Consider the following 25,715-nt stretch of genomic DNA (forward strand, 5'->3'; position numbering starts at 1 on the left):
TTACCAATTTACTGACCACGTGGCGTAGCACTTTCCGGCTCTCCCGAAACCAGACTTTCGCATCCCTCGTGCGTGACCTGACTTTCGCGTTGACGCCGGAACCGCGTGAGGCCCAGCATTGCGGCGAACCGGTTCAGGGACATCATCTTCTTGAAACAGCGGTCGACCCGATGCTGGGTGAGATTTCGGCTATCTATGGCATCACTTCCGGCAGCGTCATGGTAGTTCCACCCAGGTTTGTGATGGGAAAGCAGGCTCGCAATGCCTGGCAGCCATGTCATTTTCTGCTGGAAGCAGCGCAGAACCTGCCGTCATCGCTGTTATTGGTGCTCACTGGTCAGAAAGGCGTTGCCGTTCGCAAGCTTGCGGCATCGACCGGCGAACAAACAGATTTCGCCAAATGGTGGACCAAATGGCAGGGCAATGGCGCATTGCGGGAGTTTCTCGTTCGCCAGCTCGGCAAGTTAAGCTCTGCCGGCGCCGCAGTCGCCATCGACCTGCAAACGCGCACTCCGCTGCCCGTTCGCCAGATCGCACAGTCAACCACCCATCCGGCAGCGGAAATCGATCTTGCATTGGCACTTGACGGTGGGTTGATCGTGGGCGGGTGGATGCATGACCCGGCCGCCATGCTCGCAGACATCGACTATCTTCCGGAAAATGGAAGCGCTTTGTCGTTGAAGCCCAATTTTCACAAATTTCCTGGCAAGATAGCCAAACGGGAAGACGCACCGCAGCAGGATGTAACGGGCTTCGTAGCCTGGCTTCCTTCAGTGCAAAATCTTGGGCCGCTTTTGCAACCCCGGTTCCAGATGCGCCTTGCATCCGGCGCGACCGCGCCGCTCGTGCCGGCCCCGCAACCCTTCGAGCCATCGGCGCAGCGCAATCGCATCTTGCGGTCTGTACCACCACAACAGGCCCGACCGCATGTCTTCTCACATATTCTGGGACCGGCTCTAACCGAAGTTGAGAAGAAGCTCGCTGCAACGGTGCGGATATCCGAGGTGAAGGATTACGGAACGACGCCTGCCTCCCCGCTCGCATCCATCGTTATTCCACTTTATCGCAATCTCGACTTTCTGCGTTTCCAGTTCTCATCCATGGCGACGGACCCATGGCTCGTCGAAAATGCAGAGTTCATATTCGTGTTGGATTCCCCTGAGATTCAAGATGACACTGAACACATGCTGGGCGGCTTGCACATTCTGCACGACATGCCATTCAAGCTCGCCATCATGAATCGCAACGGCGGCTATGCGCGTGCCTGCAATGCTGGCGCCAGCATTGCGACAGGAACGACAATCGTGATGTTGAATTCCGACGTCGTGCCTGCCGAACATGGTTGGCTGCAGCAACTGATCCAGCCTCTGTTTGATCAGCCGAAGCTCGGAGCAATCGGTCCCCGCCTTTTGTTCGAGGATGGCTCGCTTCAACATGCCGGGCTTTATTTTGCCCGCGACCGTCAGGGCATCTGGCTGAACCACCATTATTACAAGGGTATGCCGGGCAACTATCCGCCAGCACGACGCTCGCGGGAAGTGCCGGGCGTCACCGGTGCCTGCCTGATAACACGCAAGGATATCTTCGATCTCGTAGGCGGCTATACGGAAGACTACGTCATCGGCGACTATGAGGACAGCGATCTGTGCCTGAAGATCAGGCAACTTGGCTTCCAGATATTCTATGAATCTTCCGTAGCACTTTACCATTTCGAGCGCCGCTCGATCCGTCGCAGCTCGGATTACATGCGCGGCCTCGCCAGTCAATATAATGCCTGGCTTCATACACAGCGCTGGGATGACGACATTACTGAATTGATGGTCCTGCCACAAGAACAAGAAGGCACTGCCGACCTGTCCAATGTGATCATGACCAAATCTGAAAGGAGCGCCGCTTGACGGACGTGGTAGCGCTGAAACAGCCAGAACCCGAAGCCAAACCAGCAATACCGAATGAGCAGATCGACTGGCTGATGCAGTCTGTTTTGAAGAACCGCTTTTTGCCCTCCCCGGACCCGAACAACGTGTTCGTCGGCGATGGGGATTATCGTGCAGTCGGCGCCGAATTTCTCGGTCATTTCATTCGCAAAGGCGGGCTTCGACCCGACGCCCATGTGCTCGATATTGGTTCAGGTATCGGTCGCATGGCCGTGCCGCTGACCCAATATCTCGATCCGGCAAAAGCCCGCTATTCCGGGATTGATCCCGTAGCAGGCGGTGTTAACTGGTGTCGACAATACATAACCTCGCGCTATCCGAACTTCGAGTTCCGCCACATCGATATCGCCCACGATCTTTATAATCCCAAAGGTGCGGTCAGCGGACTCAATCTCGTCCTGCCTTTCGCGGACAAGAGCTTCGACTTCATCATCATGACGTCGGTGGTCACGCATCTGACGTCAGATGAAGTCAAAACCTATCTCGATCAGATTTCTCGCGTCCTCGCTCCCGGTGGAAAATTGTTCATGACAGCTTTCGTCGTGGATGATGTCGCCGCGCGCGACCGTCACGGTAAACGTGACAAACGACTTGCATTTGAACGCCATGGAAATGGACCCTGCTGGTTCGTGCCGGAACTGCCGCCGCTTGCGGCAGTCGGGTTTGAAAACGGCTTCTTGGATCGCGCGCTTACGGGCGCGAAACTGACGCTCGAAACAAAATCATTCGGCCACTGGCGCGGCATCGAAGGGGATCACTATCAGGATCTTTTCATCGCCTCGCGAGGTGCTGCCTGATGGCTCAGCGTGTCCTCATAGCGGCCCATAACCATCCGTCGCTCCACCCCGGCGGAACCGAGATTTTTGCACACGATCTGTTCCGGGCCTATCAGCGCGCCGGTTGTGAGGCGATGTTCATGGGAGCCACCAACAAGGTGCATCGTGAGGCCCGTCCCGGTACGAGCTTCCAGAGCATCGGCACCGGCGGGGACGAAATCCTGCTCTGGTCTGGCCATTTCGACCGGTTCTATATGAGCCAGATCGACCTTTATGGAATTGTTCCCGACATTGTCGAACTACTGCAGGATTTCCGGCCCGATGTGGTCCACCTGCACCATCTACTTTTGCTGGGCGCCGAATTTCCGCATATCGTGCGCCGAACATTACCAGATTGCCGTATTGTTCTTACTTTGCACGACTATTACCCAATCTGCCACCACGACGGGCTTATGGTCCGCACTACTGGCAAGGAGCTTTGCCATGGGGCTGGTCCCGACCGTTGTCATGCCTGTTTCAAAGACATCGCGCTTGATAAATTCGTACTGCGTGAGCGGCATATCAAATCGCTCCTCAGCGCGGTCGATGCATTCGTCTCACCGAGTGAGTTTCTGAAACAACGCTATGTCGAATGGGGACTTGCGGAAGAGCTGATCAGCGTCATTCCCAATGGTCAACCGGAGCGCGCTTCTGTGGAAGAACTGCAGGGCGAACGCAATAAGCCGGTCTTCGGCTATTTCGGCAATCTCAATCCGTGGAAGGGCGCAACAGTCCTGCTTGAAGCAGCACAACAGCTCATTTCCGAGGGTTTCGATTTCGAATTGCGCGTGCATGGTGCAGCACCATTTCAAAGTGAAAGCTTCGTCAGCGAAATCGAACGGCTCTTTGCCGAGACATCGCCGTTCGTCCAACGCCGCGGTGCCTATCGTCGTGAGGATATTGCCAAGCTGATCCAGTCCGTCGACTGCGCCATAATGCCGTCGATCTGGTGGGAAAATGCTCCGCTCGTCATTCAGGAAGCACAGGGACAGAACCGTCCTGTCATATGCAGTAATATCGGCGGAATGGCAGAAATGATTGAAAACGAGGTCAATGGCATCACTGTTCCGCCGAATGATCCGCTCGCGCTCGCCCAGGCGATGCGTCGGATGGCGGAAAACCCGGACTTACGCCGGTCGCTCAGCGAGAATGCGCGTCATCCGGACACGATCGACACGACCGCCACACGCTACCTCGATCTGATCGGGACATTGCGTATTGCGCGTGTCGAGGCAGCATAAGAGGTAAATCATGAACATCGCGACCAAAGTTCCATCTGAGGGGGAAACAATGCAGGCAGCGGCCCCCAATGCTGCAGCCCGACCTCAAAGGACCGAAGCCATGAAAGGACGCGTTGACGCCATAGAGGAAGGCCGTCTCTATGGCTGGGCTTTCGATCCATCCGTTCCGACGGAGCGGCTTCTGATCCGCGTCCTGCTGGACGACAAGCCTATCGCTGAAGCACCTGCCGACAAGGATCGCCCCGATCTTAAGCGCAACGGTATCGGCGATGGCAAGCACGCTTTTGAAGTGATGTTGCCACAGTTTGCGGCAGCACGCGCTGGCGAACTCGTTGTCGTCGCCGCCAACGCGTCTGGCGCGGAGCAGAAGCTACGTGTACCGAAGCCTGACGAACAGGCGGCCGAAGCGCTTATCGCCGCGCCGATGACGCGCATTCTGGACAAGCTCGATATGCTGATGGCAGCGCAGCGCCAGTTGCAAGTCAATCAGCGTTCGTTGCAACGCGTCGCGCCTACCCTTGATGCATCCGGCAATGCCGCCCCCGCTGAACTGCTTGATATTGCAAGTTCCGTCGATGGTTTGCGAACCGACCTCCATCAGCGCATGACCGAACTTGACGTGCACATCATGCGCATGGACGGCGTTGTCGCAGGACTGGAACAACGTCTGGATGACGTGCGCAAGCGCAGCGGCGGCGACCTCAAGTTCTTGTTCTTACTGGCTGCCGTCTTGACGGGCTTCGTCGCAGGCGCACTGCTGACCCTCGCGGTCATGCCCTGAGGAAAAACCTTATGGCGCAAGACGAGAGACCTATCACACAGCAGCCCACGGCAAGACCCGCCCGTTCACCTGACCGCCCTCCCATGATGATGGAGGGCGAAATGGTCGTCGGCAGTGTTATCGAAGACACACTGGTATTGGTGCTCGGCATCGGCAGTGCGACAAACGATCAGGTAACAGCGTTCCTGAATGGCGACCCCGCCATGAGCGTAAAGACAAGTCTGATCACATGGCCGCTCAAGGAGCCTTCACCTGCCGGAACGCATGGCTTTGTTGCCATCGTGCCAACGGTTGCTCTGCGCCGCGGCATGCTCAAGACGATCATGTTTCAGCACCGGGCAAAAGTTGCTCGCTACAATTTCGCGTCGCGTTCCGCCTCCATTGCCGATTTTGTCGCCATGATCGGCGATCTTGCCGGACCGACCTTGCCGGGCGTCATCGATGAACTGGTGGAAGGTCTGATTTCCGGTCCTATCAGCCGGAAGAAACTTTCGGCCATCACCGTTCTATTGCAGGCGGGAGCCCGTTCTGACGGCTGCATCGAACTCATCGGCGGCAGCGATGAAGGCGAGATTTTCGTTCAGGGCTGGGCTCAGGATCTGACGCCCGCCGTAACTCGGCTTCTGATCAGCGGCAAGAACCCTTCACTTGCGGAATGCGCAATCAGCGTTTTCGCACGGCCAGACCTTAATGATGAAGCTTCTGGATTTGCAGGACTTTTGCTTGCCAACGAACCAGTCGAACCGACTGATATCGAACGGCTTTTGTTTCGCGGACGACGGGGCTGGCGTTTTACTGAAGTCTACGACCGTAGACTGCTGTCTGGCTCGCGTGAAACGCCAGGCCATATCCGGGCAATCCTGCCGCGAGTACGCAGTTCGACGGACATTCTTCTGCGCATGCGTTCCGCCGCAAACCGTTTCGATGGTGCCGACACGATATCCAGCCTCCCCTTTCCTGTCCGGATGGGCATAGACAATGTCTTCCGGGTTGAAGGCAGCGGGATGCTGGTTTCTGGCTGGCTGCTCGATCCCGATAGCCACGTGGAAAGCGTAAAGCTGCGCCGCCATCGCGGTGAAACCCAGATTGATACCAGCTGGACCCGCGTCGACCGGCCAGACGTCACCCGCGAATTCGACAATCAACCGCCATTCAATGCAGGCCTTGACCCTAGCCGTCACGCCCATGGTTTTGTCGCCTTCGCGCCGGAGCTTGCCGGTGACAGCACCTCGCCATTCTATCTTGAACTTGCGATCAGCGACGGACGGCGCGCCTTCTTTCCATTGACGCCAACCCGCGTCACGTCGCGTGACGCAATCGTACGGCAAATCCGCGCTACCGATCCGAATGCATGGGCGCTGCGCCATATTGTAGACCAACAGCTCGTGCCGTTGCTGCGCGGCGTCAACCGTCCTGCGCCGGAAGTCTTTGGCGTGGTCGATCTCGGCCCCTTCGAGGATGCGATAGGGCCTGCGATCATTATTGGTATCGATGAGCGCGTCGAGGAAATCGAACCTTTGCTGGCGCTTCTTGCGCTCGATCCCGAAACCCGCATCGCGCCAATTGTGATTGCGGCAGCGACAGAGATCATCGACCGTATCGGTGTACAAATCAGGCGCCTTGCGGATTTCTACCGCCTGCGTATCCGGCTCGTTTCGGCCACAGGATCAGAAGACCTCTACGATGCACTGGAAGTCGGCGCCCGCACGGTTTCAACGGATCAGGTCATATTTCTGGCCGGATCACTGCTGCCGCGCCGCTCCGGATGGCTGAACAAGCTCGTCAGCGCCTATGAAGCGCACAAGGACTGCGTTTTGTCTCCCACACTTGCCTATGAGGATGATTCAATTCGCTGGGCGGGAACCTGGGTTGCGGGGCCGCAATCCGGCATGTCGGCGGATCGCGCTCTGATCAGTCGCTATGCCGGTTATCCCATCGACGCCGTTTCAGGAATGTCCCTGACGGAAGTCGCAACAGCCACGTTCGAGTGCTGCATCCTTCCGCGTGAAGCCCTGTTTTCCGTCGGAGGGTTCACGCGCGGCTATCTCGGCACCCATGAAAAGGGACTGGATCTCGGATTGAAACTGAAACAATCAGGCCTGCGCTCCTACTGGTTGCCTTCGGCACAGATGCTGGGAGCGGACGACGCATCCCTAACCGACAGAGCATCAACTATAGCGCTCATCGAGCGCATTGACCGGCAGGTCTTCGACGCACGCTGGTCCTCCATTCTCGCTGGCAGACGCAAGGTACAGGTGGAGGAACCCGCATGAGTGATAAACTCCGTGTTCTCGTGATCTCACACGCTCACCCGTCGATCTCGCTCGGTGGCGGTGAAATCGCCTCCTACAATCTGCATAAGGGGCTGAACGCTGTTCCCGGTGTGCAGTCGGTCTATCTGGCCCGAGCCGCTCACCCGATCCCGCGGCACGGCACGACCGCGCTTATGAGCATGCGGCGCGCCAGCGACGAAATCCTGTTCCATGCCGACGAATATGATCATTTCTATCTATCGAACAAGAACACCGATGAAATCCGTCGTGACCTGCTGCGCTTTGTCCGCGACTTCGACCCGGACGTCGTGCATTTCCATCATGTTCTCGGCCTAGGGCTCGAAACGCTCTATGCCATCCGCGAGGCACTGCCGGATCGCATCATTCTGGTAACGTTTCATGAGTTCCTGTCGATCTGCAACAATGACGGTCAGATGGTCAAAGCTGGAACATCCAAACTCTGCAACGAGGCGTCCCCCATCGATTGCCACGCCTGTTTTCCGCAGATACCGCCGGCGCGTTTCCTCAAGCGCGAACGTTTTGTGCGCGGCATGCTGGAACTGGCGGACGCTTTCGTATCACCGAGTGAATTCCTGGCTAATCGCTATCTGGAATGGGGCCTCAACCCCGACAAGATGGCAGTCATCGAGAACGGCATCGCCATCCGCGATGTTACCCCTCCGCGAGAACTGACTGGCCCGAACCCTCGACGCAGCCGCTTTGCCTTTTTCGGCCAGATCAACCCGTTCAAGGGCATCGACGTTCTGGTTGATGCCATATCGCGTGTACCGGAACAGGTCTGGGGCGAGGATTCCCGCCTGATGATCTTCGGCGGCAATCTGGAAAAACAACCCCCCGCCTTTCAGGAGCGCATGCAGAAACTGATTGAAGAGGCAGGCCCACGCGTGCGTTTCTATGGCGCGTACCAGAATGCTGAAATGCCACGCCTCATGCAGTCGGTAGATTGGGTGATCATGCCCTCGATCTGGTGGGAAAATTCACCCATCGTCATTCAGGAGGCATTGCACCATCGCCGTCCGGTTATCTGCTCGAATATTGGCGGTATGGCTGAAAAGATCCGCGATGGCCAAGACGGCCTGCATTTCCGTGTTCGCAGCGCCGAGGATCTGGCCGACCGCTTTACAGAGGTGCTCAGCGATCCGAGCATATGGGACAGACTGCATCATTCCATCCGCAATCCGGTCCACTATGTCGACTGCGCGAAGGAACATCTAGACCTTTATAATCGTCTGCGTGAGTCAAAACCCCGCAGACAGAAACCGGCAGTTACGCAAACTGCTCTTTCTCAGGCAAGCTGAGCCTGGCTTGACCTTATTGAAATAGAAGGAAGAACGTATGGCACGCGCCCTCGTCATGATCCCTGCGGGAGAAGTGTACGATCACGACAATGTCCGCTGGTATCGTCATACCGATGTGCAGGGCAGCATCAATCACTATCACAATATTGGCGATGCCTTCGTGTTCGAGTCATCGCTGAAGCTGATGAATTATGAGAAGGCTTCAGAACTTCCGATCACCAATTTCTCACCGGAGAAAATTGACCAGCTGCGTGAGGAATTTGATTATGTGATCCTGCGCGGCTCGAATTATATCAACAAGGATATGAACTGGCGCGATACGATCCCGGTATTGCAACGGCTTAAACTGCCGGTCATAGCGTTCGGTATCGGAGCACAAGCGCCGGTCAGAGGGGAAATACAGCTTTCCGAAGAGACCAAAGCGGTCCTGCGCATCATTGCAGAATCCACGACGTCCATCGGTGTGCGTGGCGCTTACACGGCGCAGGTGCTGAACGATATCGGCATCCGTAACGTGCGCATCGTCGGTTGCCCGACTGCGTTTCGCCGCAACAACCAGCATTTGCGTATCAAGTTGCCACCACTGGAAAACGTGGCACAGGTCGGCGTCACGGTTCGCCGCGAAGTTTCACCAGCCTATGCGCAGGATATCGAGCAATATCTGACGCGTCACCGCGACCTTATCAAATCCATGGCCGGACGCTTCGACGTAACTTTGATGGCGCAAGGCGAGATCGATGAAAAGAAGATGGTCTTCGGTAACGCGGAGCAGAAGGAGGAGGCCATTGCAGCGCTCAAGAACCATCGCTGGACAGCGGACTGGTATTTCGACGAGACAATAGAAAACCTCTATCGCCATCGTATGTTCTATTCGGATGTCGTTGCCGATTACGAGGAACTGGTGCGCAGGCAACAGCTCGTCCTTGGCTATCGCCTGCATGGTAATCTGATGGCGCTGGCCAATGGCGTGCCGTCCATCTACTTCACTTATGACAGCCGTACAGCCGAATTTGCCGAAACCTACAAGATACCGAGTTATGACGTCTTTAGCGACAAGCCTTTCCGGCTGGAAGACTATTGGGATCAGTCGTTGTTCGACAAATATAACCGGGCATGGTTCGAGACCTATGCCGAGATGAAGCAGTTTCTCGATGAAAACGGTATCGACAACAAGATGACCGAAACTGGACTGCCCATCGCGGAGTTGAAGGTCGCGTAAGATTTAGTTCTTTGGCAGTTGAGCGGAGCTATTGCCCTTCTGCTCCTCTGCCAGAAGCGACCATGCAGCAATGAACATCGCGGCAATCAGCGGCCCGACCACAAATCCGTTGATCCCGATCAGTGAAATACCGCCGACAGTGGATATGAGGACGACATAATCAGGCATGCGGGTGCCTTTGCCGACGAGAGGCGGACGCAGGAGATTATCGACCAGTCCGATCACGAATACACCGACAAAAACCAGAATGCCTCCGCTGATCCATTCTCCACTTGCAAAGAACCAGGCCGCTGCCGGCACCCAGACAAGTGCAGCGCCGACCGCTGGCAACATGGAGAGAAACGTCATCAATACGCCCCAGAGCAGAGCTGCCTCGACGCCCAAAGACCAGAAAGTCACGCCGCCGATCGTGCCCTGAATGATGGCAATGATGATGTTGCCCTTCACCGTCGCACGGATGACAGCGATGAACTTTTCCAGAAACTGCCGCGTGTAATCGTCGTTGAGCGGAATGGCCTGCCTGATCTTCCGTCCAAGGTCAGCACCGTCGCGAAACAGGAAGAACAGCAGATAGAGCATGATGCCGAAGCCGATAAAGAATTGCAGCGTATTCTGGCCGAAGCTAACCAGTTTTCCGGCAAAAAGCTGACTGCCCTGCATGATCGCAGACGATATGCGCGCACGCCATTCCGCGAAATCGCCCAGCTCAAACCGGGTCAGCCACTCTTCGAGAGAATCTGGCAAGGCGCCCAGAATGCGTGAGATATAGCTGTTCAGATCAAACTCGCGACTGCTCAGGCGTTGATAGAGAGAGTTTCCCTCCTGTACCAGCGAGCCGAAAATCGCGAGCATTGGAATGATAACCAGGCAGATGCACATCAGCACGGAAAGCAGAGCGGCAATGTTCTTTCTGCCGCCGAGCTGACGTTCCAGGCGCTGCTGTACTGGCGAGAACACCACGGCGAGAATAACTGCCCAGAGAACCGCCGAATAATAAGGCAGCAGCAGCCATGCAAAGGCGATGGTGACCAGTGCCAGTAGAATATAAAAGCTCGCGCGCTGGACGGACATAATCACCTGCTACAGATTTCCGGGTCAGGAAACCCTGCCCGGAAAACCATTCCAATTCAATAGAGAAGCCTCGACCTGACAACTTACGCCGCTTTTAACGGCACCAGTTTTTCATTGGGAAGAGAACGGGCAAGCGTGCTCAGAAGATCACTTTGCGACACCAAACCGATAATGCGGCGCATTTCATCAACGACCACGACAGCATGCGCCAGTCCATCGGTAAGACTTGGCAAAAGGCTCATCACCGGATCGGCTTGCGCAGCGGTGGGAGCTTCCACGATATAGTTTTTGAAATCGTCGCCCGGATGCATCAATTCGCGCAAGCCGACCACGCCTTTCAAACGCCCATCGGTCCCACACACTGGCAATGTCATGAGATTATGCCGCAGGATAAGATCGCGTGCCTGACTGGCGGTTGCATCTTCATCGATACTGACGACATCGCGAGACATAATATCGGCGCAGGTCAAGTCGCCGTGGGAACGAACTGATACTTCAAGCTCCACCTGCCGCAGCAGACGTCCGAGATCGTTGCGATCGATATCGAAGCTTTCATCCAAGGCAAGTAAGGCGCGGTCGATATCTTCCTCGCGGATACCCATGCGAACCGAAGGTGGCAGATCTTCCGTACTGTGCTTGTTTACCGGTGCGGCGGCCGCCACGTGCGGATATTTCCTGCGCGACAGTTTATGAAACAGGACACCCAGGCCAACGAGAAGGCACGAATTCAGTGCAACCGGCACAAGCGGAAACAGGAATCCCCATTTGGCAACCGCCGAACCACCCAAAACTGCAGTCAGCGCCGCTGCACCACCGGGCGGATGGAGGCTACGGGTAACGGACATCGCCGCGATGGCAAGCGCCACACCAAGGCCGACCGCCAAAGCTGGATCATCAACAAACTGAGCGACGGCCAGCCCCACAAAGGCTGAAATTGTGTTGCCCCCGATGATCGACCAAGGCTGAGCAAGCGGGCTTGTTGGAACTGCGAAAAGCAGAACCGCCGAAGCACCGATTGGCGCTACAATCAAAGGCAGATGCGGACCGTTTCCCAGCAACAAGCTCGATATGAATCCGGTCAGCGCGATACCAATCAAGGCACCGAGGCAAGCAATCGAACGTTCTCGCAGCGTTGCACCGGCAAGAACCGGTTTGAACAGTCGGAGCGCGAGCGACTGGCGTTGTTCAGGATCTCTCTGGGTCATTCCGTCAATCAGGCCGATGATAGGGACGCTTCAGCGAAAACCCGATGAAGCAAAAGATTATTCTCTTTGGGGGTGAGACAATATCCTGCCCTTGCCGGATTCGAACAAGAAAGCAAATCCGTATCCGCGTGGCGGAACGGAAAAATCATTCTTAGTTCATCAACTGAACGAGAACAATGGTCTCAATGCCATTTCAAGCCCGAGGATCATAAGGCCGATCAGAAACCATCGACGGAAGTTTTCCGGTCGGATTTTGCGGCGGCAAGCCTGCCCCAGAAACATGCCGACCAATGAAGGAACGACCGCCACAACGGATGCAAGCAGGAGATCGCACGAATAGGCCTGTCTGCTAGAAAGCCCGACCGCAAGTGCGGCGGTCGAAACAGTAAAGGAAAGTCCGAGCGACTGTACAAGATCGTCTTTTCTGAACCCTACCGATTGCAGATAGGGCACAGCCGGGATGACGAATATCCCTGTCGCACCAGCAATCAAGCCAGTCAACAGGCCGATGATAGGAGACAGCAGAAGCTCAAGCTGTTCTGGCACCTGCAACTGGCGGGAAAACAACGTATAGGCTGCGTAGATAACAAGCGAGGAACCCAGCATCGATGTGGTGACTGCAATGTTTCCGCCAACCAGAACCGCAGTTCCCACAATAGTGCCGACTGCAATGGCAAGCATCATGCTCCAGAGACGAAGCATAAGTTGCCCGAAGCTAGGCCCCGCCAGAAGCTGCCAAAGATTGGTGATGAAGGACGGAATAATCAGCAGGCTCGCAGCTGCGAGCGGAGAGATCAGTGCGCCCAATATACCCATGGCGACTGTGGGCAGCCCCATTCCTGTCACGCCTTTGACAAAGCCAGCACCGAGGAACGTTACCGCAATCGTCAGGATCAAGGGTAATGAATAAATCATGTCCCAGTCATAGCAACATGCGCGCCGGGCGAAATGCGGAAGCTCCTAATTCAGCCTTCGGATTTGCCATAGGCAGAATTCTCGCTAATATCACTTATGCGTTTTGATCTTACCGACCTTCGCCTGTTCCTCGCGGTAGCCGATACGGGCAGCATCACTCACGGTGCGGCTGAAATTGGCCTGTCGCTTCCAGCAGCAAGTGAACGCCTGCGCGACATGGAAGCAATAGGGCAAGTTTTGCTTCTGGAGCGGGGAAGGCGCGGTGTTGGCCTTACCGAAGCAGGCGAAGCCCTTGTACATCATGCAAGAGCGGTCATGCGGCAGATGGCCGACATGCATAGTGAACTGGGCTTGTATGCCAAAGCTATACGCACCGCTATTCGCGTCGCGGCGAATACGGCTGCCGCCACTGAATATCTTCCGGCAAAACTCGCCGCATGGATGGCAGAAAATCCTCGCATCGATGTGGAGCTGAAAGAACGGCAAAGCACCGATATCGCCCGCGCCATTTCGCGCGGCTTCGTTGAAATCGGCATTCTATCGGATGCGGTGGAAACTACGGGTTTGGAACTGGTTCCTTTTGCTAGAGATCAGTTGGTACTGATCACTGCCAGAGATCATCCGCTCGCTGAACATAAACGCGTGAGTTTCTCGGACATCCTGCAGGAACAGTTCATCGGTCTGTCAGCAGGCGCGCTGCAGGAGCACGTCGAAATTCAGGCAACCCGGCTGGGCGGCAGGATTAAAATCAGGACGAAACTCCGCACCTTTGAAGGGGTTGGCAATATGGTCGCTGCTAGTGTAGGCATTGCGATCATTCCGCAGGCTGCCGCCCGACGTCTTAGGAACACACTCCCCATTGCAACGATTTCTATTTCCGATGCTTGGGCAAAAAGAAATCTGGTAATAGCAGTGCAATCTATAGCAGAACTAACCGCACCGGCCAGGAGCCTCGTCGATCACCTCGTCTTGAATGCAGAACTTCCCGCAATCAAAACTGCAAAAGCTTAGCCTCGATCAGAAAGGATCTTCAAGACGATACGCCAGCGCACAACGAAAACATGACAAGCGAGCTACCCAGACTTTGGTAGTACAAGCGCTTTCATTGAAGGTCAGGCATTGGCAAGCCGACGGGATACATCTACATTCTTTTTAAAGCGTACCGAATAATCCTGCCGCTTCAAGAGCAACAACGGTGCAGACGCATTCTATTGCAGTCATTGGATAGTATCGCATCTAATTGCCCGAAGCGTCCAAAGAGACGTGGGGAACTAAATTCAGAACACGGGCTTGCCCCGTCGCAACATAGTCTGGGAGGACGCTATGATGAAAGCTATCGCCGCTCTGGCGACGACACTTGCTATTTCCACCGCTGCTTTCACCGCACAAGCACAGAATTATCCAGAACGGACGATCACCATGGTCGTGCCTTTCTCAGCCGGTGGGCCTACCGACACTGTCACGCGACTTGTGGCAGAATCCATGTCCAAGGATCTCGGACAACAGGTTATCGTCGAGAATGTCGGCGGCGCAGGTGGCACACTCGGTGCCGGGCGGGTCGCAACCGCCGATCCAGATGGCTATACGCTTCTGCTTCACCATATCGGCATGGCCACAAGCGCTACGCTCTACCGCAAGCTTGCCTATGACACGCTGAATGCGTTCGAATATGTCGGCCTTGTCACGGAAGTTCCGATGACGATTGTTGCGCGCAAGGACCTTGAGCCAACCGATCTTAAGGGGCTGATCGAATATGCCAAGGCCAACAAGGATACAGCGACGGTCGCCAATGCCGGTATAGGCGCAGCATCGCATCTTTGCGGCATGCTGTTCATGAGCGCGATTGAAACGCCGCTCGTCACAGTTCCCTACAAGGGAACCGGCCCGGCCATGACAGATCTTCTCGGCGGACAGGTCGACATCATGTGTGATCAGACCACCAACACGACGAAGCAGATTCAGGCCGGCACGATCAAGGCTTACGCCGTTACCTCGCCCGAACGTCTGGACGTGTTGAAAGACCTTCCGACGACCAAGGAAGCCGGTCTGGACGGCATGGAAGTTGGCATCTGGCACGGCATCTATGCGCCCAAGGGAACTTCGGCTGAAATCACCGAACGTCTGTCGAAGTCACTTCAGGTGGCCTTGAAAGACCAGAACGTAGTTGCCCGTTTTGCCGAACTCGGCACAAAGCCGTCACCGGAAGCCGATGCAACACCGGCCGCGTTGAAGGCCAAGCTCGAATCCGAAATCGCGCGCTGGAAGCCGATTATCGAAGCCGCCGGACAATACGCGGACTGATCATACAGGAAACAATCAAGGCGTGTCATTTGACGCGCCTTGATTGTCGTTTCCCCTGCTGCAGCACATCAGAATTGCAGTCTACGGGATACGCGACCGATGTCATATGCCGATCTTCCGGCATAGCCCTTTCAACGGCAAATCCGAAAGACGATTGGCCATGAACGAGCCCTCAAGGAAATTTTCGATAGATCCGACCAACGGATTGTGCGGTGCGCTGCTCGCACTGACAGGCGCCTTTTTTGCCTATCAGTCGCTTAGTCTGGACCTCGGCACTTCGCTGCGTATGGGACCGGGGTATTTCCCGCTTGTCCTTTCTGGTGTCCTGATCCTTCTTGGACTGGTCATCCTTATCCAGGCTACACGTGTCTCCGGCGAGCCAATCGGCCCGATCGCTTGGCGCGGCCTGTTCTTTATTTTGCCTGCACCGATATTCTTCGGTCTGACAGTGCGCGGTCTCGGTTTCGTACCCTCGCTGTTCCTGACCTGTCTCATTGCCTCTTTCGCCTCGATGCGCATGAAACCACTCGCAGCAATCATTCTTGCCGCTGCGATCACGGTCTTTTCTGTCATTGTCTTCAGCTACGCGCTCGCGCTGCCTTATCAGCGTTTCGGGCCCTGGTGGCCGTTCTAAAGGGGGCACAAGCATGGAGCTTTTCAACAATCTCGCGCTTGGCTTCTCGACAGCATCGACGCTGGCCAATCTCGGCTTTTGTCTTATCGGCGTATTGCTTGGCACGTTGATCGGCGTTCTGCCTGGCATCGGCGCCACCGCGACCATTGCCATGCTTCTTCCGATCACGTTCCAGATTGGCGATCCGGTTTCCGCTCTGATCATGCTTGCTGGCATCTATTACGGTGCCCAATATGGCGGATCAACAACCGCAATTCTCATCAACATGCCGGGAGAATCCTCGTCCGCCGTGACCGCCATCGACGGTTACCAGATGGCGCGCCGCGGGCGCGCCGGCGCAGCACTTGCCATTGCGGCAATCGGTTCATTTTTCGCCGGTACTGTCTCCACCTTTCTGGTGGCGATCTTCGCTCCGCCACTCACAGAAATCGCCCTGAAATTCGGCTCGGCTGAGTATTTCTCGCTGATGGTCGTCGGGCTGGTGTCGTCCGTGGCATTGGCGCACGGTTCGATCATTAAGGCTCTGGCGATGGTTGTACTGGGGCTGCTGCTCGGTCTCATCGGCACTGACATATACACCGGCACACCACGTTTCACGCTGGGCATTACAGAATATGCGGATGGCCTCAATTTCGTTGCCGTCGCGGTCGGCGTGTTCGGCATCGCTGAAATTCTGCGCAATCTCGAAAACGAACATGCACGCGAAGTGCTGATGGCAAAGGTCACGGGACTGATGCCGACACGCGACGATTTCAAGCGCATGGCAGCGCCAATCCTTCGCGGAACGGCCATCGGCTCAGCCCTCGGCATCCTGCCCGGCGGAGGCGCTATTCTCGCGTCTTTTGCTTCCTACACGGTGGAAAAGCGCATTTCCGATACGCCGGAAGAATTTGGAAAGGGCGCAATTGCAGGCGTTGCAGGACCGGAATCCGCCAATAATGCCGGTGCGCAGACATCCTTCATTCCGATGCTCACGCTTGGCATTCCTGCCAATCCAGTCATGGCTTTGATGATCGGCGCCATGATTATTCAGGGCATCGTGCCAGGCCCGAATGTTGCAACGGAACAACCCGCCTTGTTCTGGGGCGTGATTGCGTCGATGTGGATCGGCAATCTCATGCTCATCATCCTGAACCTGCCACTGATCGGCCTGTGGGTAAAGCTTCTGACAGTGCCCTACTATGTGCTTTTTCCGATTATCATGACTTTCTGTTCAATCGGCGTTTATAGCGTCAATTCGAATGTGTACGATCTTTATGCAGTCGCCTTCTTCGGCTTCATCGGCTATCTGCTGGCCAAACTGCGTTGCGAACCGGCTCCTCTGCTGCTCGGCTTCGTTCTCGGCCCGTTGCTCGAGGAACATCTGCGTCGCGCCATGATCCTGTCACGCGGCGACCCGGCAACCTTTTTCACCCGCCCGATCAGCGCCATCCTGCTCGCCATAGCTGCGGTCGTTCTCGTCGTCGTGCTGCTTCCATCGGTACGCAAGAAGCGCGACGAGGTGTTCGTCGAAGAGAGCTAACATAGATTAAGCTAAAAGATGACGATGGAGCATTGATATGCTAAAGAAACTGGGGGCCTGTATTGTCGTTTGAATCGCCAGCACAAAGGGAGGTGTCATGGCGGACGAACAGCGTCGAAGCTTCCGGCAGCGACTGGCTGCCATCGTCATTGCGGGTATCGGCACGGCCGCCGCAAGCGTATTCTCCTATGCAGCAGCAATCTATGAAGCAGCCAATCCCGAGCCCATGCGGGAACTCAGCCCCGGCGAAACGGTCGACACCGGGCGCTGGCATGTGGCGGTAACTGACGCGCGCTTTGGCTCTGTTCCACCGACCGGTGTGAAACCTTACGAGCCTACAAACTATCTCATGGTCGACATCAGTTTAGATAATCGTTCGGCATCTTCAGCCCATGCATCGCGAGGGCTTCTGACCCTCGCCCCGCCAAATTCGGCCTTGAAAGATCCGACCGTTTACATCGTAAAAGACAAGTGGATTGCGGGTCGGGTCAATCCGGGCATGCCCGAAAAGCTTACGGTAGTGTGGGAATGGCCAAAAGGCGAAGCTCCGCCACAGGAAATCCGTCTCCTCATTGGCAGCGAAATCTACAAGAAGCGGGATAATCTCTATGGGGCTTCTACATGGCTCGATCGGGACCCGATCGCCGTCATTCAATTGCCGGTACATATGTCATCCGCCTGGGGCGAAGGATGATGGGGTGGCTCAAATGCGCCGTCATGCTGTGTGTAGCAATAGCAGCACTTTACGGCATGCAGCATTCCACCCCTTATTACAGCAATATTTTTTCCCCGGTCACCGTTGAGGGAAAGCAGGGAAAGCCTGTCGAAACCAGCCGTTTCGTGGTTGGCATTGTGAACTCCTATCGGACTCGACAAGTGACGACACCCGGCATCGGAAGCACCCGCACTTATGATACGGACGGCGAATGGCTGATCATCGAGGCCGCAGCGAAAGCAAAGATCGAAAGCCTTGGGCTTGGGTCTGTCGAATGGCTTGGGCCGAACGGTATCCGTTATGCCATGAGCAGTCGTCCGACCCTTGCACCCGGCATAGTGGGCTCCGAACGGCTGGAGCCGGGGATACCACGTCCCATCCTGATGGTGTTTGAATTGCCGCGTGACCAGATCGCAGGGGGAAAGCTGCTCATTGCCGAATCTTCACTGACTCCCCTCTCAGAACAGATGCAGATCAGCATGAATTCCACGGCAGAGGACAATGTCAGCCGATCAATCGCGATCAAACGCATGGGGACCATCATGCCTTGGCAATTGGAGGTCAGCCAATGAGCGAAACGACCTCCTCTAGCGAGCGGAAATCCTTCTGGATATGCTTTGCCCTCCTGATTATCGCCCTACCCCTTGCCGCTTTTGTTGGTTCCGATGGTGGTCTGTTGAGATGGATCGAGCAGAACCTGCAAGAGCCGATGGTCGTGCCGCGCGGCAATGTGCAGGCTTATGGGGGCGGCAACTGGAAAATGGTTGCGCTGGAAAGGTTTCCAGGCACATTGCCGGAGACAAATATTGTGCTTGCTGAAGTCGACGTGACTATTCAGGACGCCGATCAATTGAAACAGTTGATCCCCTGTTTTATGACCGTGACGGACACTGAGGGCCGTCGCTGGTCGACCCTGTATGTATCGACGCAAACTATCCGGAAGCTGAAACCCGAGGCTGCCGACAAGCCAAAATGTTACGATCTCGCCAATGAGCACGGCAGCGGCCCAGTGCGTCTTGTCGAGAGTTTCCTTGTTCCCGCAAATGCCGGAAACCTTTCGCTATTGCTTACTATGCTTGGGAAACAGCCTGAGCATCTGGTTCTGAAATAGCTCTGTTCTTCCGGTTCACCAACGCATATTCGAGGACCGCCGCCAGAAGTGCAATACGTGTTGCATCAAGCAGAATGCCGCCATCAAGCTCCGAGGGGCTGCCGATAAAAATAACCAGAACACTGGCAATACGCTGCCAGATTTCAATATCGTATGGTCCAAGATAATGGGTCGTGCTGTACCAGATCCACGCACCGATCCAACTTATAGCGCGGTAGAGAACGATAAACGACAGCAGGGTTCCAAGCCCGGCCCCGACGACCAGTTTCAGGCAAGTCCATACCGGTCGATAGCGGCTGCGATAACCACCCAGATAATGTGCTGCGAAGTCGCTCAACCACTTCCGGAAGGTCGTTCCGCGAGTCGGGGCTGGCGGAACCGGTGCTTTCTTGGCCGACAGATCATAGCCGTAGATGATTGCGGCCATCACCAACCAGACCATCGGCAGGAGTGCATAGAAGAATAGATTCTGCACCTGTACCCAGAAGCTCGGCTGCTGGAACTCTACCGGTACGAAATTTTCGGCGGCGTAAGCGCTCATCGAAAACCATGCAGCACTGTCATCGAAACCGTCGAGCAGCGACCCGGCCCCGATCCAGCGAATCAGATCGTCCTTCCACTTATCGAGTGCAAACAGACCGATGAATATCCAGCTTGCGTCTGCGGCGACAATCAACAGCCGCAACCAAGGTGAATGGATTTTTTCATTCGCCCGCTTGGCAACCCAGCGGATCAGCCAGCAGACGAAAATTGCCGCGACCAGGCTACCGGAACGCACAAGATCGAATATGTGCATCTTCTCGCCAAAGGCCGTGCGCTCGAAAGCAAGCCGCGAATATTCGCGCACTGTGTCGCCAAGAAAGCCCCATGCAGCGTAATATGCGAAGAAAGGTAGAATAACAGCCGCCGTCACCATCAGCATTCGGTCGGCCTTGCGATTGTCGGGCAACTGCGCGGTTTCTACCGTAGCGGTTTGGCGCAACGAAGCAAGCGCTGGCAATCCGGGGCGCAGCGTGGCGAACATCGCCACCACGACGAGCAGCTTCACAAGTACGACAAGCGAAAGAACGACCATTCCGGCGAGCGGAAAGTACCCACCCGCACTCACCGCGGCATCGAGCAGCAAGTCGCGCGCAATATAGCCCAGCGCGCCAATAAGCAGCAGCTGGGGCCAAAACCGTGCCAGAAGACGGGCTGTCAGAGCGAGCAGACCGCCGATATCCTTGAGCATAGTCATGGCCGCAGTTTAGCCAGCTGATTGGTAGGGCTCAACATATTTTATTTGCCTAGTATATAGACCTGCACTTATCCACGCCGAGTGCCGGAAGATACGATGTCGAGATAGACGGCCAGAACAAGAATGCTCCCCTTGATGATCTGCTGCCAGAACGTATCGACGCCGAGCATGGACATGCCGTTGTCGAGGCTCGACATGATGAGCGCGCCGACCAGTGCGCCCAGCACGGAACCAACGCCGCCGCGCATGGAGGTGCCGCCGATGAAACAGGAGGCAATGGCGTCAAGTTCGCCGCCCATGCCTGCAGATGGCGTTCCTGCCGCGAGGCGCGAGGTTGTCGTCAGACCAGCCACCGCCGCCATCAGCCCCATCAGAGCGAAGACCGCCATCTTGACGAAATTGACGTTCACGCCGGAAAAGCGCGTCGCTTCGGTGTTCGAGCCGACCGCATAGATGTGACGACCGAACACGGTCTGTTTTGCGGTCACGGTGAAGACACCGAGGATCACCAGCAGGATTAGGACGGGAACCGGCACACCCTGATAGCTGTTGAGGATTAGGATGAAACCGAGGATCAAGATACCGATACCGAGAAGCCTTGCGACTTCCATCCCTGATGAAAGTGTCTGGAGATTGTGCTTACGCTTGCTGGCCCGCGTGCGCAGCGTCATCAGGATCAGCACGCCGAACAGGGCAATAGCACAGAGATTGCCAAGCCAGCCTGGCAGATAGCCCTGCCCGATATATTTGAACTCCGGCGAGATTGGCGCAATGGTGACGCCACCCATGATGCCGAGCACGATGCCGCGAAACACAAGCTGGCCGCCGAGCGTGACGATGAAAGACGGTATGCCGAGATAGGCAGTCAGCCAGCCGTTAAAAGCGCCAAGCGCCACACCGAGAACCAGAACCGTGCTGATCGTCGCCCATAATGGCCATCCGTAGACCACGTCGAGAACGGCGGCGATGCCGCCCAAAAGCCCCAAAAGCGCGCCAACCGACAGATCGATTTCACCGGCAACAATGACGAAAACCATCGCCGATGCGAGCATTCCGGTTATGGCCATCTGGCGTAGAAGATTGGAAAAGTTGCGTGCCGTCAGGAACTGCGAACGTCCCATTTCGGGATCGTAGGTAAGGACTGCAAACAATGCCCAGATGAGCGCAACCACGATCAGCAGCGCGACGATCTTATAATCCGCCAGAAACCTTCGAAGGCTTTTGCCCGTCAATGTCATATTATGCACCGGTCAAATTTGAGCATTTCCAGCAAAGATGTGAAACGATTTTGCATAAGGAAAATGCGTGAAAACAAAGAGTTATTCGAGGATCAGGCCGCATTGGTCATAGGTTTGCCGATTGCAGCGGCAAGCACCTTCTCCTGGGTAAGATTTTCATTGAGGAAATCGCCACGCAGCCTGCCCTCGCCGATCACGAGAACACGGTCGCTGATGCCAAGAACTTCCGGCATTTCGGAAGAGACCATCAGCACCGCGACACCCTGTTTCGCGAGTGCGAAGATCAGTTTGTAGATTTCATATTTCGCACCAACATCGACGCCCCGCGTCGGCTCATCGAGAATGAGCACCTTGGGGTCTGGCAGCATCATCTTCGACAGCACCGCCTTCTGCTGGTTGCCACCGGACAGGGACGCAATTTCCAGCATCGGATCGGCAGTCTTCACCTTGAGGCGCAGAATTTCGCGCTGGATCGTGGCCAGTTCCGCTTCCTTGTCGAGCAATCCGCGCAAGGAAAAGCGATCCAGCACGGAAACCGTCATATTATAGCCCACAGGCATGATCGGCAGGATGCCATCCTTCTTTCGGTCCTCCGGCACCATGCAGATGCCCTGTCGAACCGCATCACGCGGCGTGCGGATTTTCAGCTCCTCGCCTTCCAGAAAGACTTGCCCGTCATGCGCTCCGGGCCAGACACCGAACAGGCTGGACACCAGTTCCGTGCGCCCCGCGCCCACCAGCCCGGCAATACCGAGAATTTCACCGCGTCGCAGCGCGAATGAAACATTGTCGACCACCTTGCGATCTGGATTGGTCACATCCCAGCAGTTGATATTGCTTGCTTCGAAAACAACCTCGCCGATATCGTGCGGCTCACGCGGAAACAGGTTTTTCATCTCGCGCCCCACCATCATGGTGATGATGGCTGGCGTGGTGAGTTCCGCCATCGGCTTCGTCGCGATATGCGTTCCGTCGCGAATGACCGTCACCTTGTCGGAAATTTCGGCCACTTCATCCAGCTTGTGGGAGATGTAGACACAGGCCATGCCTTGCGCCTTGAAGTCCTTGATGAGATCGAGAAGGACGCATGTTTCGGATGCCGTCAGCGCCGATGTCGGCTCATCCAGAATGAGCAGCTTCGCATTCTTGTTGATCGCCTTTGCGATCTCGATCAACTGCTGCTTGCCACCCGGATAATGATAGACCGGAAGCGCGACATTGATGTCGTGGATCTTGAGGCGCGCCAGAAGTTCCGTCGCGCGCGCATTCATCTGGTCATAATCGATGAAGCCTCCGCTTGTCGGCTCCGATCCCAGAAAGATGTTTTCCGCAACCGAGAGATGCGGCACCATCATGAGTTCCTGATGGATGATGACGATACCCGCGGCTTCCGTATCGCGGATGCCCGTCGCCTTCAGTTCCTGGCCTTCCCAGAAAATTTCCCCGCTCCAGGTGCCATGGGGATAAACGCCGGAAAGCACTTTCATCAGTGTGGATTTGCCCGCGCCGTTCTCACCGCAAAGGCCGACACACTCGCCCGCGCGCACTTTCAGGTAAATGCCGTCAAGCGCTTTCACGCCGTTGAAGTCCTTACCGATATTGCGCATCTCTAGAAGATATTCGGACATCGCATATGACCTTGCAGTAACGCAGCAGAATGAGCCGTCCGGTTTCAAACCACACCATCGCCTGGCGGAAATGCTCCGGACAACGCTGTCACAGACAGCATCGACAAGTTGGTGAGGCCAGAAGCTGGATCATGATTTCCAGACTTCCGGCCCCACTATTCTCTCAAGGATAAGTCGCCGGAAAAACTTACTTCCCTTCAATCTGTTCCTTGGTGTAGAAGCCGTCCTGAACGTAGATGTCGATATTGTCCTTGGTCACGGCAGTCGGCGTCAGCAGAAGCGTGTCGACCTGCTTGCCACCGTTGTCGAGCTTGGAATTGAACTCAGGCGTTTCGCCCTTGACCATCTGGACGGTCAGCTTGGCAGCTTCCGACGCGATGAGCTTCAGCGGCTTGTAGACCGTTACGGTCTGTGTACCGTCGATCAAACGCTTGACGGCGGCAAGGTCGCTGTCCTGTCCGGAAACGGCTGTCTTACCAGCCAGCCCCTGTGCTGCAAGTGCCTGAATGGCGCCACCGGCGGTGCCGTCGTTTGAAGCGACAACAGCGTCGATCTTGTTCTGCGCGGCCGTCAGGGCGTTTTCCATGATGGAGAGCGCTTCCGTCGGGCTCCATTCTTTCACCCACTGCGAGCCGATGACCTTCACCTTGCCGGAATCGATAGCTTCTTTCAGAGCCTTTTCCTGGCCGGCACGGAGAAGCTTGGCGTTATTATCGGTCGGCGAACCGCCAAGGAGATAATAATTGCCTTCCGGCTTGGCCTTCAGGACAGCTTCAGCCTGCATGAAGCCGACGCGCTCATTGTCGAAAGAGATATAGGCATCGATATCCGCATTGAGGATCAGACGATCATAGGACAGAACCTTGATGCCGGATGCCTTGGCGTCAGCCACAACCGCATCGAAAACCTTGGAGTTCATGGGCACGATGACGATGGCGTCAACACCCTGCGCAATCAGGTTTTCAACCTGCTTGACCTGCTTTTCCTCGTTGCCGTCAGCCGACTGTACATTGACCTTGGCACCCAGCTTTTCTGCCGCTTCAATGAAATAGTCGCGGTCACGCGCCCAGCGCTCGACGCGAAGATCGTCGATGGAAAAGCCAATGACCGGGTTTTCCGGCGAAGCATAGACTGGCGTGGACGCCATAGCGCCAATACCCAAAGCCGCGGCAACCAGCGCGCCGGTCAGAAAATAACGACGTTTCATGCACATCTCCTCCAAACAACACCGGCGTGCTACCGGCTGATACCAAACCGCGTCCCCGAACGTGTTCCGCCCCCGGAGTTCGGCACAACAAAACAGCCCTCTTCAGAGCTGCTTATTCCTTGAAAGGTTGATCCTCCCAAAGGCGCTGTGCGCCAAGATCACTCCATCGGGACAGCATGCAAAAGACACACCGCCCCATCCTCGGGAACCATTGATACGTGAAGAAAAATGATTAGCAAGTATTTTTTGATTTACGTACCTCATTATTGATCTTATGGTCCGCATCGAGGAGCGAGGATGAAACCTACAGTCCATGATATAGCCAGAACAGCGGGCGTCAGCCTTGCCACGGTCGACCGTGTGCTGAACGAACGTCCAGGTGTGAGAGCGAAGACGCGCGACCGGGTTATGGAGGCGATGAATACGCTCGGCTATGTGCGCGATGTGGGTGCTGCCAACCTCGCACGCGGCAGGCTTTATCAGTTCGATTTTATTTTGCCGGACAATGAAAATACCTTCATGCTGAGCCTGCGCGCGGAACTGCAATCCGCGACAGAACGGGCTTTGGCTGAGCGTGTGCTGGTCAATGTCGTACTCGTTCCGGCCTTCGATGAAGCAGCACTTGTCGCAGCACTGGACGAATGTGCCTCGCGCAAGCCCGACGGCGTTGCATTCGTGGCAGTCGATACCGATCCCGTGCGTGAAGCCTGCGCCCGATTGGGTGAGCAAGACATTCATGCCGTCACGCTCGTATCCGACCTTGGGCATTCCACGCGAACGCATTATGTTGGCGTCGATAACGGCGCAGCCGGACGCACAGCAGCGCGGCTTCTGGGGCTCTTTGCCAACGGAACGGAGGGGGCTCTTGCGGTGGTCGCCGGTTCGTTGAAAGTCCGCGATCATCAGGAACGTTTCGACGGTTTTACGGCAGCCATGAAAGCTGACTTTCCGGGCCGCGAGATATTGCCCGTTCTGGAAGGTTTCGATGAAGGATCGCGTGTGGAACAGCTTGTCGGCAAGCTGCTTGACGAGCGCAGCGACATTGACGGGATCTATAGCCTCGGCGCTGGCAACAGCGGTCTTGTGAAGGCGTTGGCTGAGCATACATCCAATCGACCGCTCGTCATCGCGCATGAACGCGACAGCGTGACCTCGAAAGCGCTGACAGATGGCATTATCCATGCGGTGCTGGCGCAGGATGCGGGCCATGAAATCCGCAGCGCCATCCGAGTTCTGAAAGCATCTGCGGATCGTCTGGCGATCGTTCCGGGACAGGAACACATCCGCATCGAAATTTTCCTTAAAGACAACCTGCCGCATTTCGACTGACGCGCGGGCCACAACGC

22 protein-coding genes are annotated in these 25,715 nt (G+C 56.0%); 15 read left to right on the forward strand and 7 right to left on the reverse strand.

What is annotated here, in order from left to right; all coding sequences use genetic code 11:
* The first annotated feature begins 1,100 nt into the window (after nucleotides 1–1,100).
* From AAE521_RS26755 to AAE521_RS10810, 7 genes are read left to right on the forward strand one after another with little or no spacing between them, the layout of a single operon-like run.
* Entirely contained in the window at nucleotides 1,101–1,898 is a 798-nt protein-coding gene (locus AAE521_RS26755; protein ID WP_371264611.1) for a glycosyltransferase, read from the forward strand.
* A complete protein-coding gene (locus tag AAE521_RS10785; RefSeq protein ID WP_342061311.1) occupies nucleotides 1,895–2,734 on the forward strand; it encodes a class I SAM-dependent methyltransferase in 840 nt (279 codons plus the stop codon). Before AAE521_RS26755 ends, AAE521_RS10785 begins: the two co-directional genes overlap by 4 nt.
* Nucleotides 2,734–3,993: a glycosyltransferase family 4 protein gene (locus AAE521_RS10790; protein ID WP_071630844.1), complete on the forward strand. Its 1,260-nt coding sequence runs from the start codon at nucleotides 2,734–2,736 to the stop codon at nucleotides 3,991–3,993. The genes AAE521_RS10785 and AAE521_RS10790 overlap by 1 nt, the downstream gene beginning before the upstream one ends.
* 10 nt (nucleotides 3,994–4,003) lie before the next feature.
* Nucleotides 4,004–4,774, forward strand: coding sequence for a hypothetical protein (locus tag AAE521_RS10795; RefSeq protein WP_071630845.1), 771 nt, complete (start codon nucleotides 4,004–4,006; stop codon nucleotides 4,772–4,774).
* An 11-nt stretch (nucleotides 4,775–4,785) separates the two neighbouring features.
* On the forward strand, nucleotides 4,786–7,047 hold the full coding sequence (locus tag AAE521_RS10800) for a glycosyltransferase family 2 protein (RefSeq protein WP_342061312.1): 2,262 nt from the start codon (nucleotides 4,786–4,788) through the stop codon (nucleotides 7,045–7,047).
* Nucleotides 7,044–8,366: a glycosyltransferase family 4 protein gene (locus tag AAE521_RS10805; protein ID WP_342061313.1), complete on the forward strand. Its 1,323-nt coding sequence runs from the start codon at nucleotides 7,044–7,046 to the stop codon at nucleotides 8,364–8,366. The genes AAE521_RS10800 and AAE521_RS10805 overlap by 4 nt, the downstream gene beginning before the upstream one ends.
* A gap of 37 nt (nucleotides 8,367–8,403) precedes the next feature.
* Nucleotides 8,404–9,585: a polysaccharide pyruvyl transferase family protein gene (locus tag AAE521_RS10810; protein ID WP_342061314.1), complete on the forward strand. Its 1,182-nt coding sequence runs from the start codon at nucleotides 8,404–8,406 to the stop codon at nucleotides 9,583–9,585.
* 3 nt (nucleotides 9,586–9,588) lie between these two features.
* Here the strand turns inward: AAE521_RS10810 and AAE521_RS10815 are convergent, their stop codons facing one another.
* The 3 genes from AAE521_RS10815 to AAE521_RS10825 all read right to left on the reverse strand — a co-directional run bounded on the left by AAE521_RS10815 (nucleotide 9,589) and on the right by AAE521_RS10825 (nucleotide 12,776).
* Nucleotides 9,589–10,656 carry an AI-2E family transporter gene (locus AAE521_RS10815; protein ID WP_071630849.1) on the reverse strand — a complete coding sequence of 356 codons (1,068 nt, stop codon included), beginning with the start codon at nucleotides 10,654–10,656 and terminating at the stop codon, nucleotides 9,589–9,591.
* Nucleotides 10,657–10,739: 83 nt separating this feature from the next.
* The gene (locus AAE521_RS10820; protein WP_071630850.1) at nucleotides 10,740–11,861 is read right to left on the reverse strand and encodes an HPP family protein; all 1,122 of its coding nucleotides are present in this window, start codon (nucleotides 11,859–11,861) and stop codon (nucleotides 10,740–10,742) included.
* A gap of 159 nt (nucleotides 11,862–12,020) precedes the next feature.
* Nucleotides 12,021–12,776: a sulfite exporter TauE/SafE family protein gene (locus tag AAE521_RS10825; RefSeq protein ID WP_342061315.1), complete on the reverse strand. Its 756-nt coding sequence runs from the start codon at nucleotides 12,774–12,776 to the stop codon at nucleotides 12,021–12,023.
* 96 nt (nucleotides 12,777–12,872) lie between these two features.
* Between AAE521_RS10825 and AAE521_RS10830 the strand changes: the two genes are divergently transcribed.
* The 7 genes from AAE521_RS10830 to AAE521_RS10860 all read left to right on the forward strand — a co-directional run bounded on the left by AAE521_RS10830 (nucleotide 12,873) and on the right by AAE521_RS10860 (nucleotide 19,059).
* Nucleotides 12,873–13,787, forward strand: coding sequence for a LysR family transcriptional regulator (locus tag AAE521_RS10830; RefSeq protein WP_071630852.1), 915 nt, complete (start codon nucleotides 12,873–12,875; stop codon nucleotides 13,785–13,787).
* A 312-nt stretch (nucleotides 13,788–14,099) separates the two neighbouring features.
* The gene (locus AAE521_RS10835; RefSeq protein WP_071630853.1) at nucleotides 14,100–15,077 is read left to right on the forward strand and encodes a tripartite tricarboxylate transporter substrate-binding protein; all 978 of its coding nucleotides are present in this window, start codon (nucleotides 14,100–14,102) and stop codon (nucleotides 15,075–15,077) included.
* A 160-nt stretch (nucleotides 15,078–15,237) separates the two neighbouring features.
* Nucleotides 15,238–15,711 carry a tripartite tricarboxylate transporter TctB family protein gene (locus tag AAE521_RS10840; RefSeq protein ID WP_071630959.1) on the forward strand — a complete coding sequence of 158 codons (474 nt, stop codon included), beginning with the start codon at nucleotides 15,238–15,240 and terminating at the stop codon, nucleotides 15,709–15,711.
* A 13-nt stretch (nucleotides 15,712–15,724) separates the two neighbouring features.
* Nucleotides 15,725–17,233, forward strand: coding sequence for a tripartite tricarboxylate transporter permease (locus AAE521_RS10845; protein WP_071630854.1), 1,509 nt, complete (start codon nucleotides 15,725–15,727; stop codon nucleotides 17,231–17,233).
* Between the two features lie 97 nt (nucleotides 17,234–17,330).
* Nucleotides 17,331–17,927: a hypothetical protein gene (locus tag AAE521_RS10850; protein ID WP_071630855.1), complete on the forward strand. Its 597-nt coding sequence runs from the start codon at nucleotides 17,331–17,333 to the stop codon at nucleotides 17,925–17,927.
* Nucleotides 17,924–18,520: a hypothetical protein gene (locus tag AAE521_RS10855; RefSeq protein ID WP_084094008.1), complete on the forward strand. Its 597-nt coding sequence runs from the start codon at nucleotides 17,924–17,926 to the stop codon at nucleotides 18,518–18,520. Before AAE521_RS10850 ends, AAE521_RS10855 begins: the two co-directional genes overlap by 4 nt.
* Entirely contained in the window at nucleotides 18,517–19,059 is a 543-nt protein-coding gene (locus AAE521_RS10860; RefSeq protein ID WP_071630857.1) for a hypothetical protein, read from the forward strand. Before AAE521_RS10855 ends, AAE521_RS10860 begins: the two co-directional genes overlap by 4 nt.
* On the opposite strand, the gene AAE521_RS10865 is transcribed toward AAE521_RS10860, so the two are convergent.
* The 4 genes from AAE521_RS10865 to xylF all read right to left on the reverse strand — a co-directional run bounded on the left by AAE521_RS10865 (nucleotide 19,019) and on the right by xylF (nucleotide 24,369).
* Complete coding sequence (locus AAE521_RS10865) at nucleotides 19,019–20,296, reverse strand: hypothetical protein (RefSeq protein ID WP_342061316.1); 1,278 nt, start codon at nucleotides 20,294–20,296, stop codon at nucleotides 19,019–19,021. The genes AAE521_RS10860 and AAE521_RS10865 overlap by 41 nt on opposite strands.
* A 68-nt stretch (nucleotides 20,297–20,364) precedes the next feature.
* Complete coding sequence (locus tag AAE521_RS10870; protein WP_342061317.1) at nucleotides 20,365–21,534, reverse strand: sugar ABC transporter permease; 1,170 nt, start codon at nucleotides 21,532–21,534, stop codon at nucleotides 20,365–20,367.
* A gap of 92 nt (nucleotides 21,535–21,626) precedes the next feature.
* Complete coding sequence (locus tag AAE521_RS10875; protein WP_071630860.1) at nucleotides 21,627–23,162, reverse strand: xylose ABC transporter ATP-binding protein; 1,536 nt, start codon at nucleotides 23,160–23,162, stop codon at nucleotides 21,627–21,629.
* Nucleotides 23,163–23,349: 187 nt separating this feature from the next.
* Nucleotides 23,350–24,369, reverse strand: coding sequence for a D-xylose ABC transporter substrate-binding protein (gene xylF / locus AAE521_RS10880; RefSeq protein WP_342061318.1), 1,020 nt, complete (start codon nucleotides 24,367–24,369; stop codon nucleotides 23,350–23,352).
* Nucleotides 24,370–24,666: 297 nt separating this feature from the next.
* On the opposite strand from xylF, the gene AAE521_RS10885 reads away from it, so the two are divergent.
* A complete protein-coding gene (locus AAE521_RS10885) occupies nucleotides 24,667–25,698 on the forward strand; it encodes a LacI family DNA-binding transcriptional regulator (RefSeq protein WP_071630862.1) in 1,032 nt (343 codons plus the stop codon).
* Nucleotides 25,699–25,715: the final 17 nt, after the last annotated feature.

The organism is Brucella cytisi, assembly GCF_038433355.1.
GTDB lineage: Bacteria > Pseudomonadota > Alphaproteobacteria > Rhizobiales > Rhizobiaceae > Brucella > Brucella cytisi.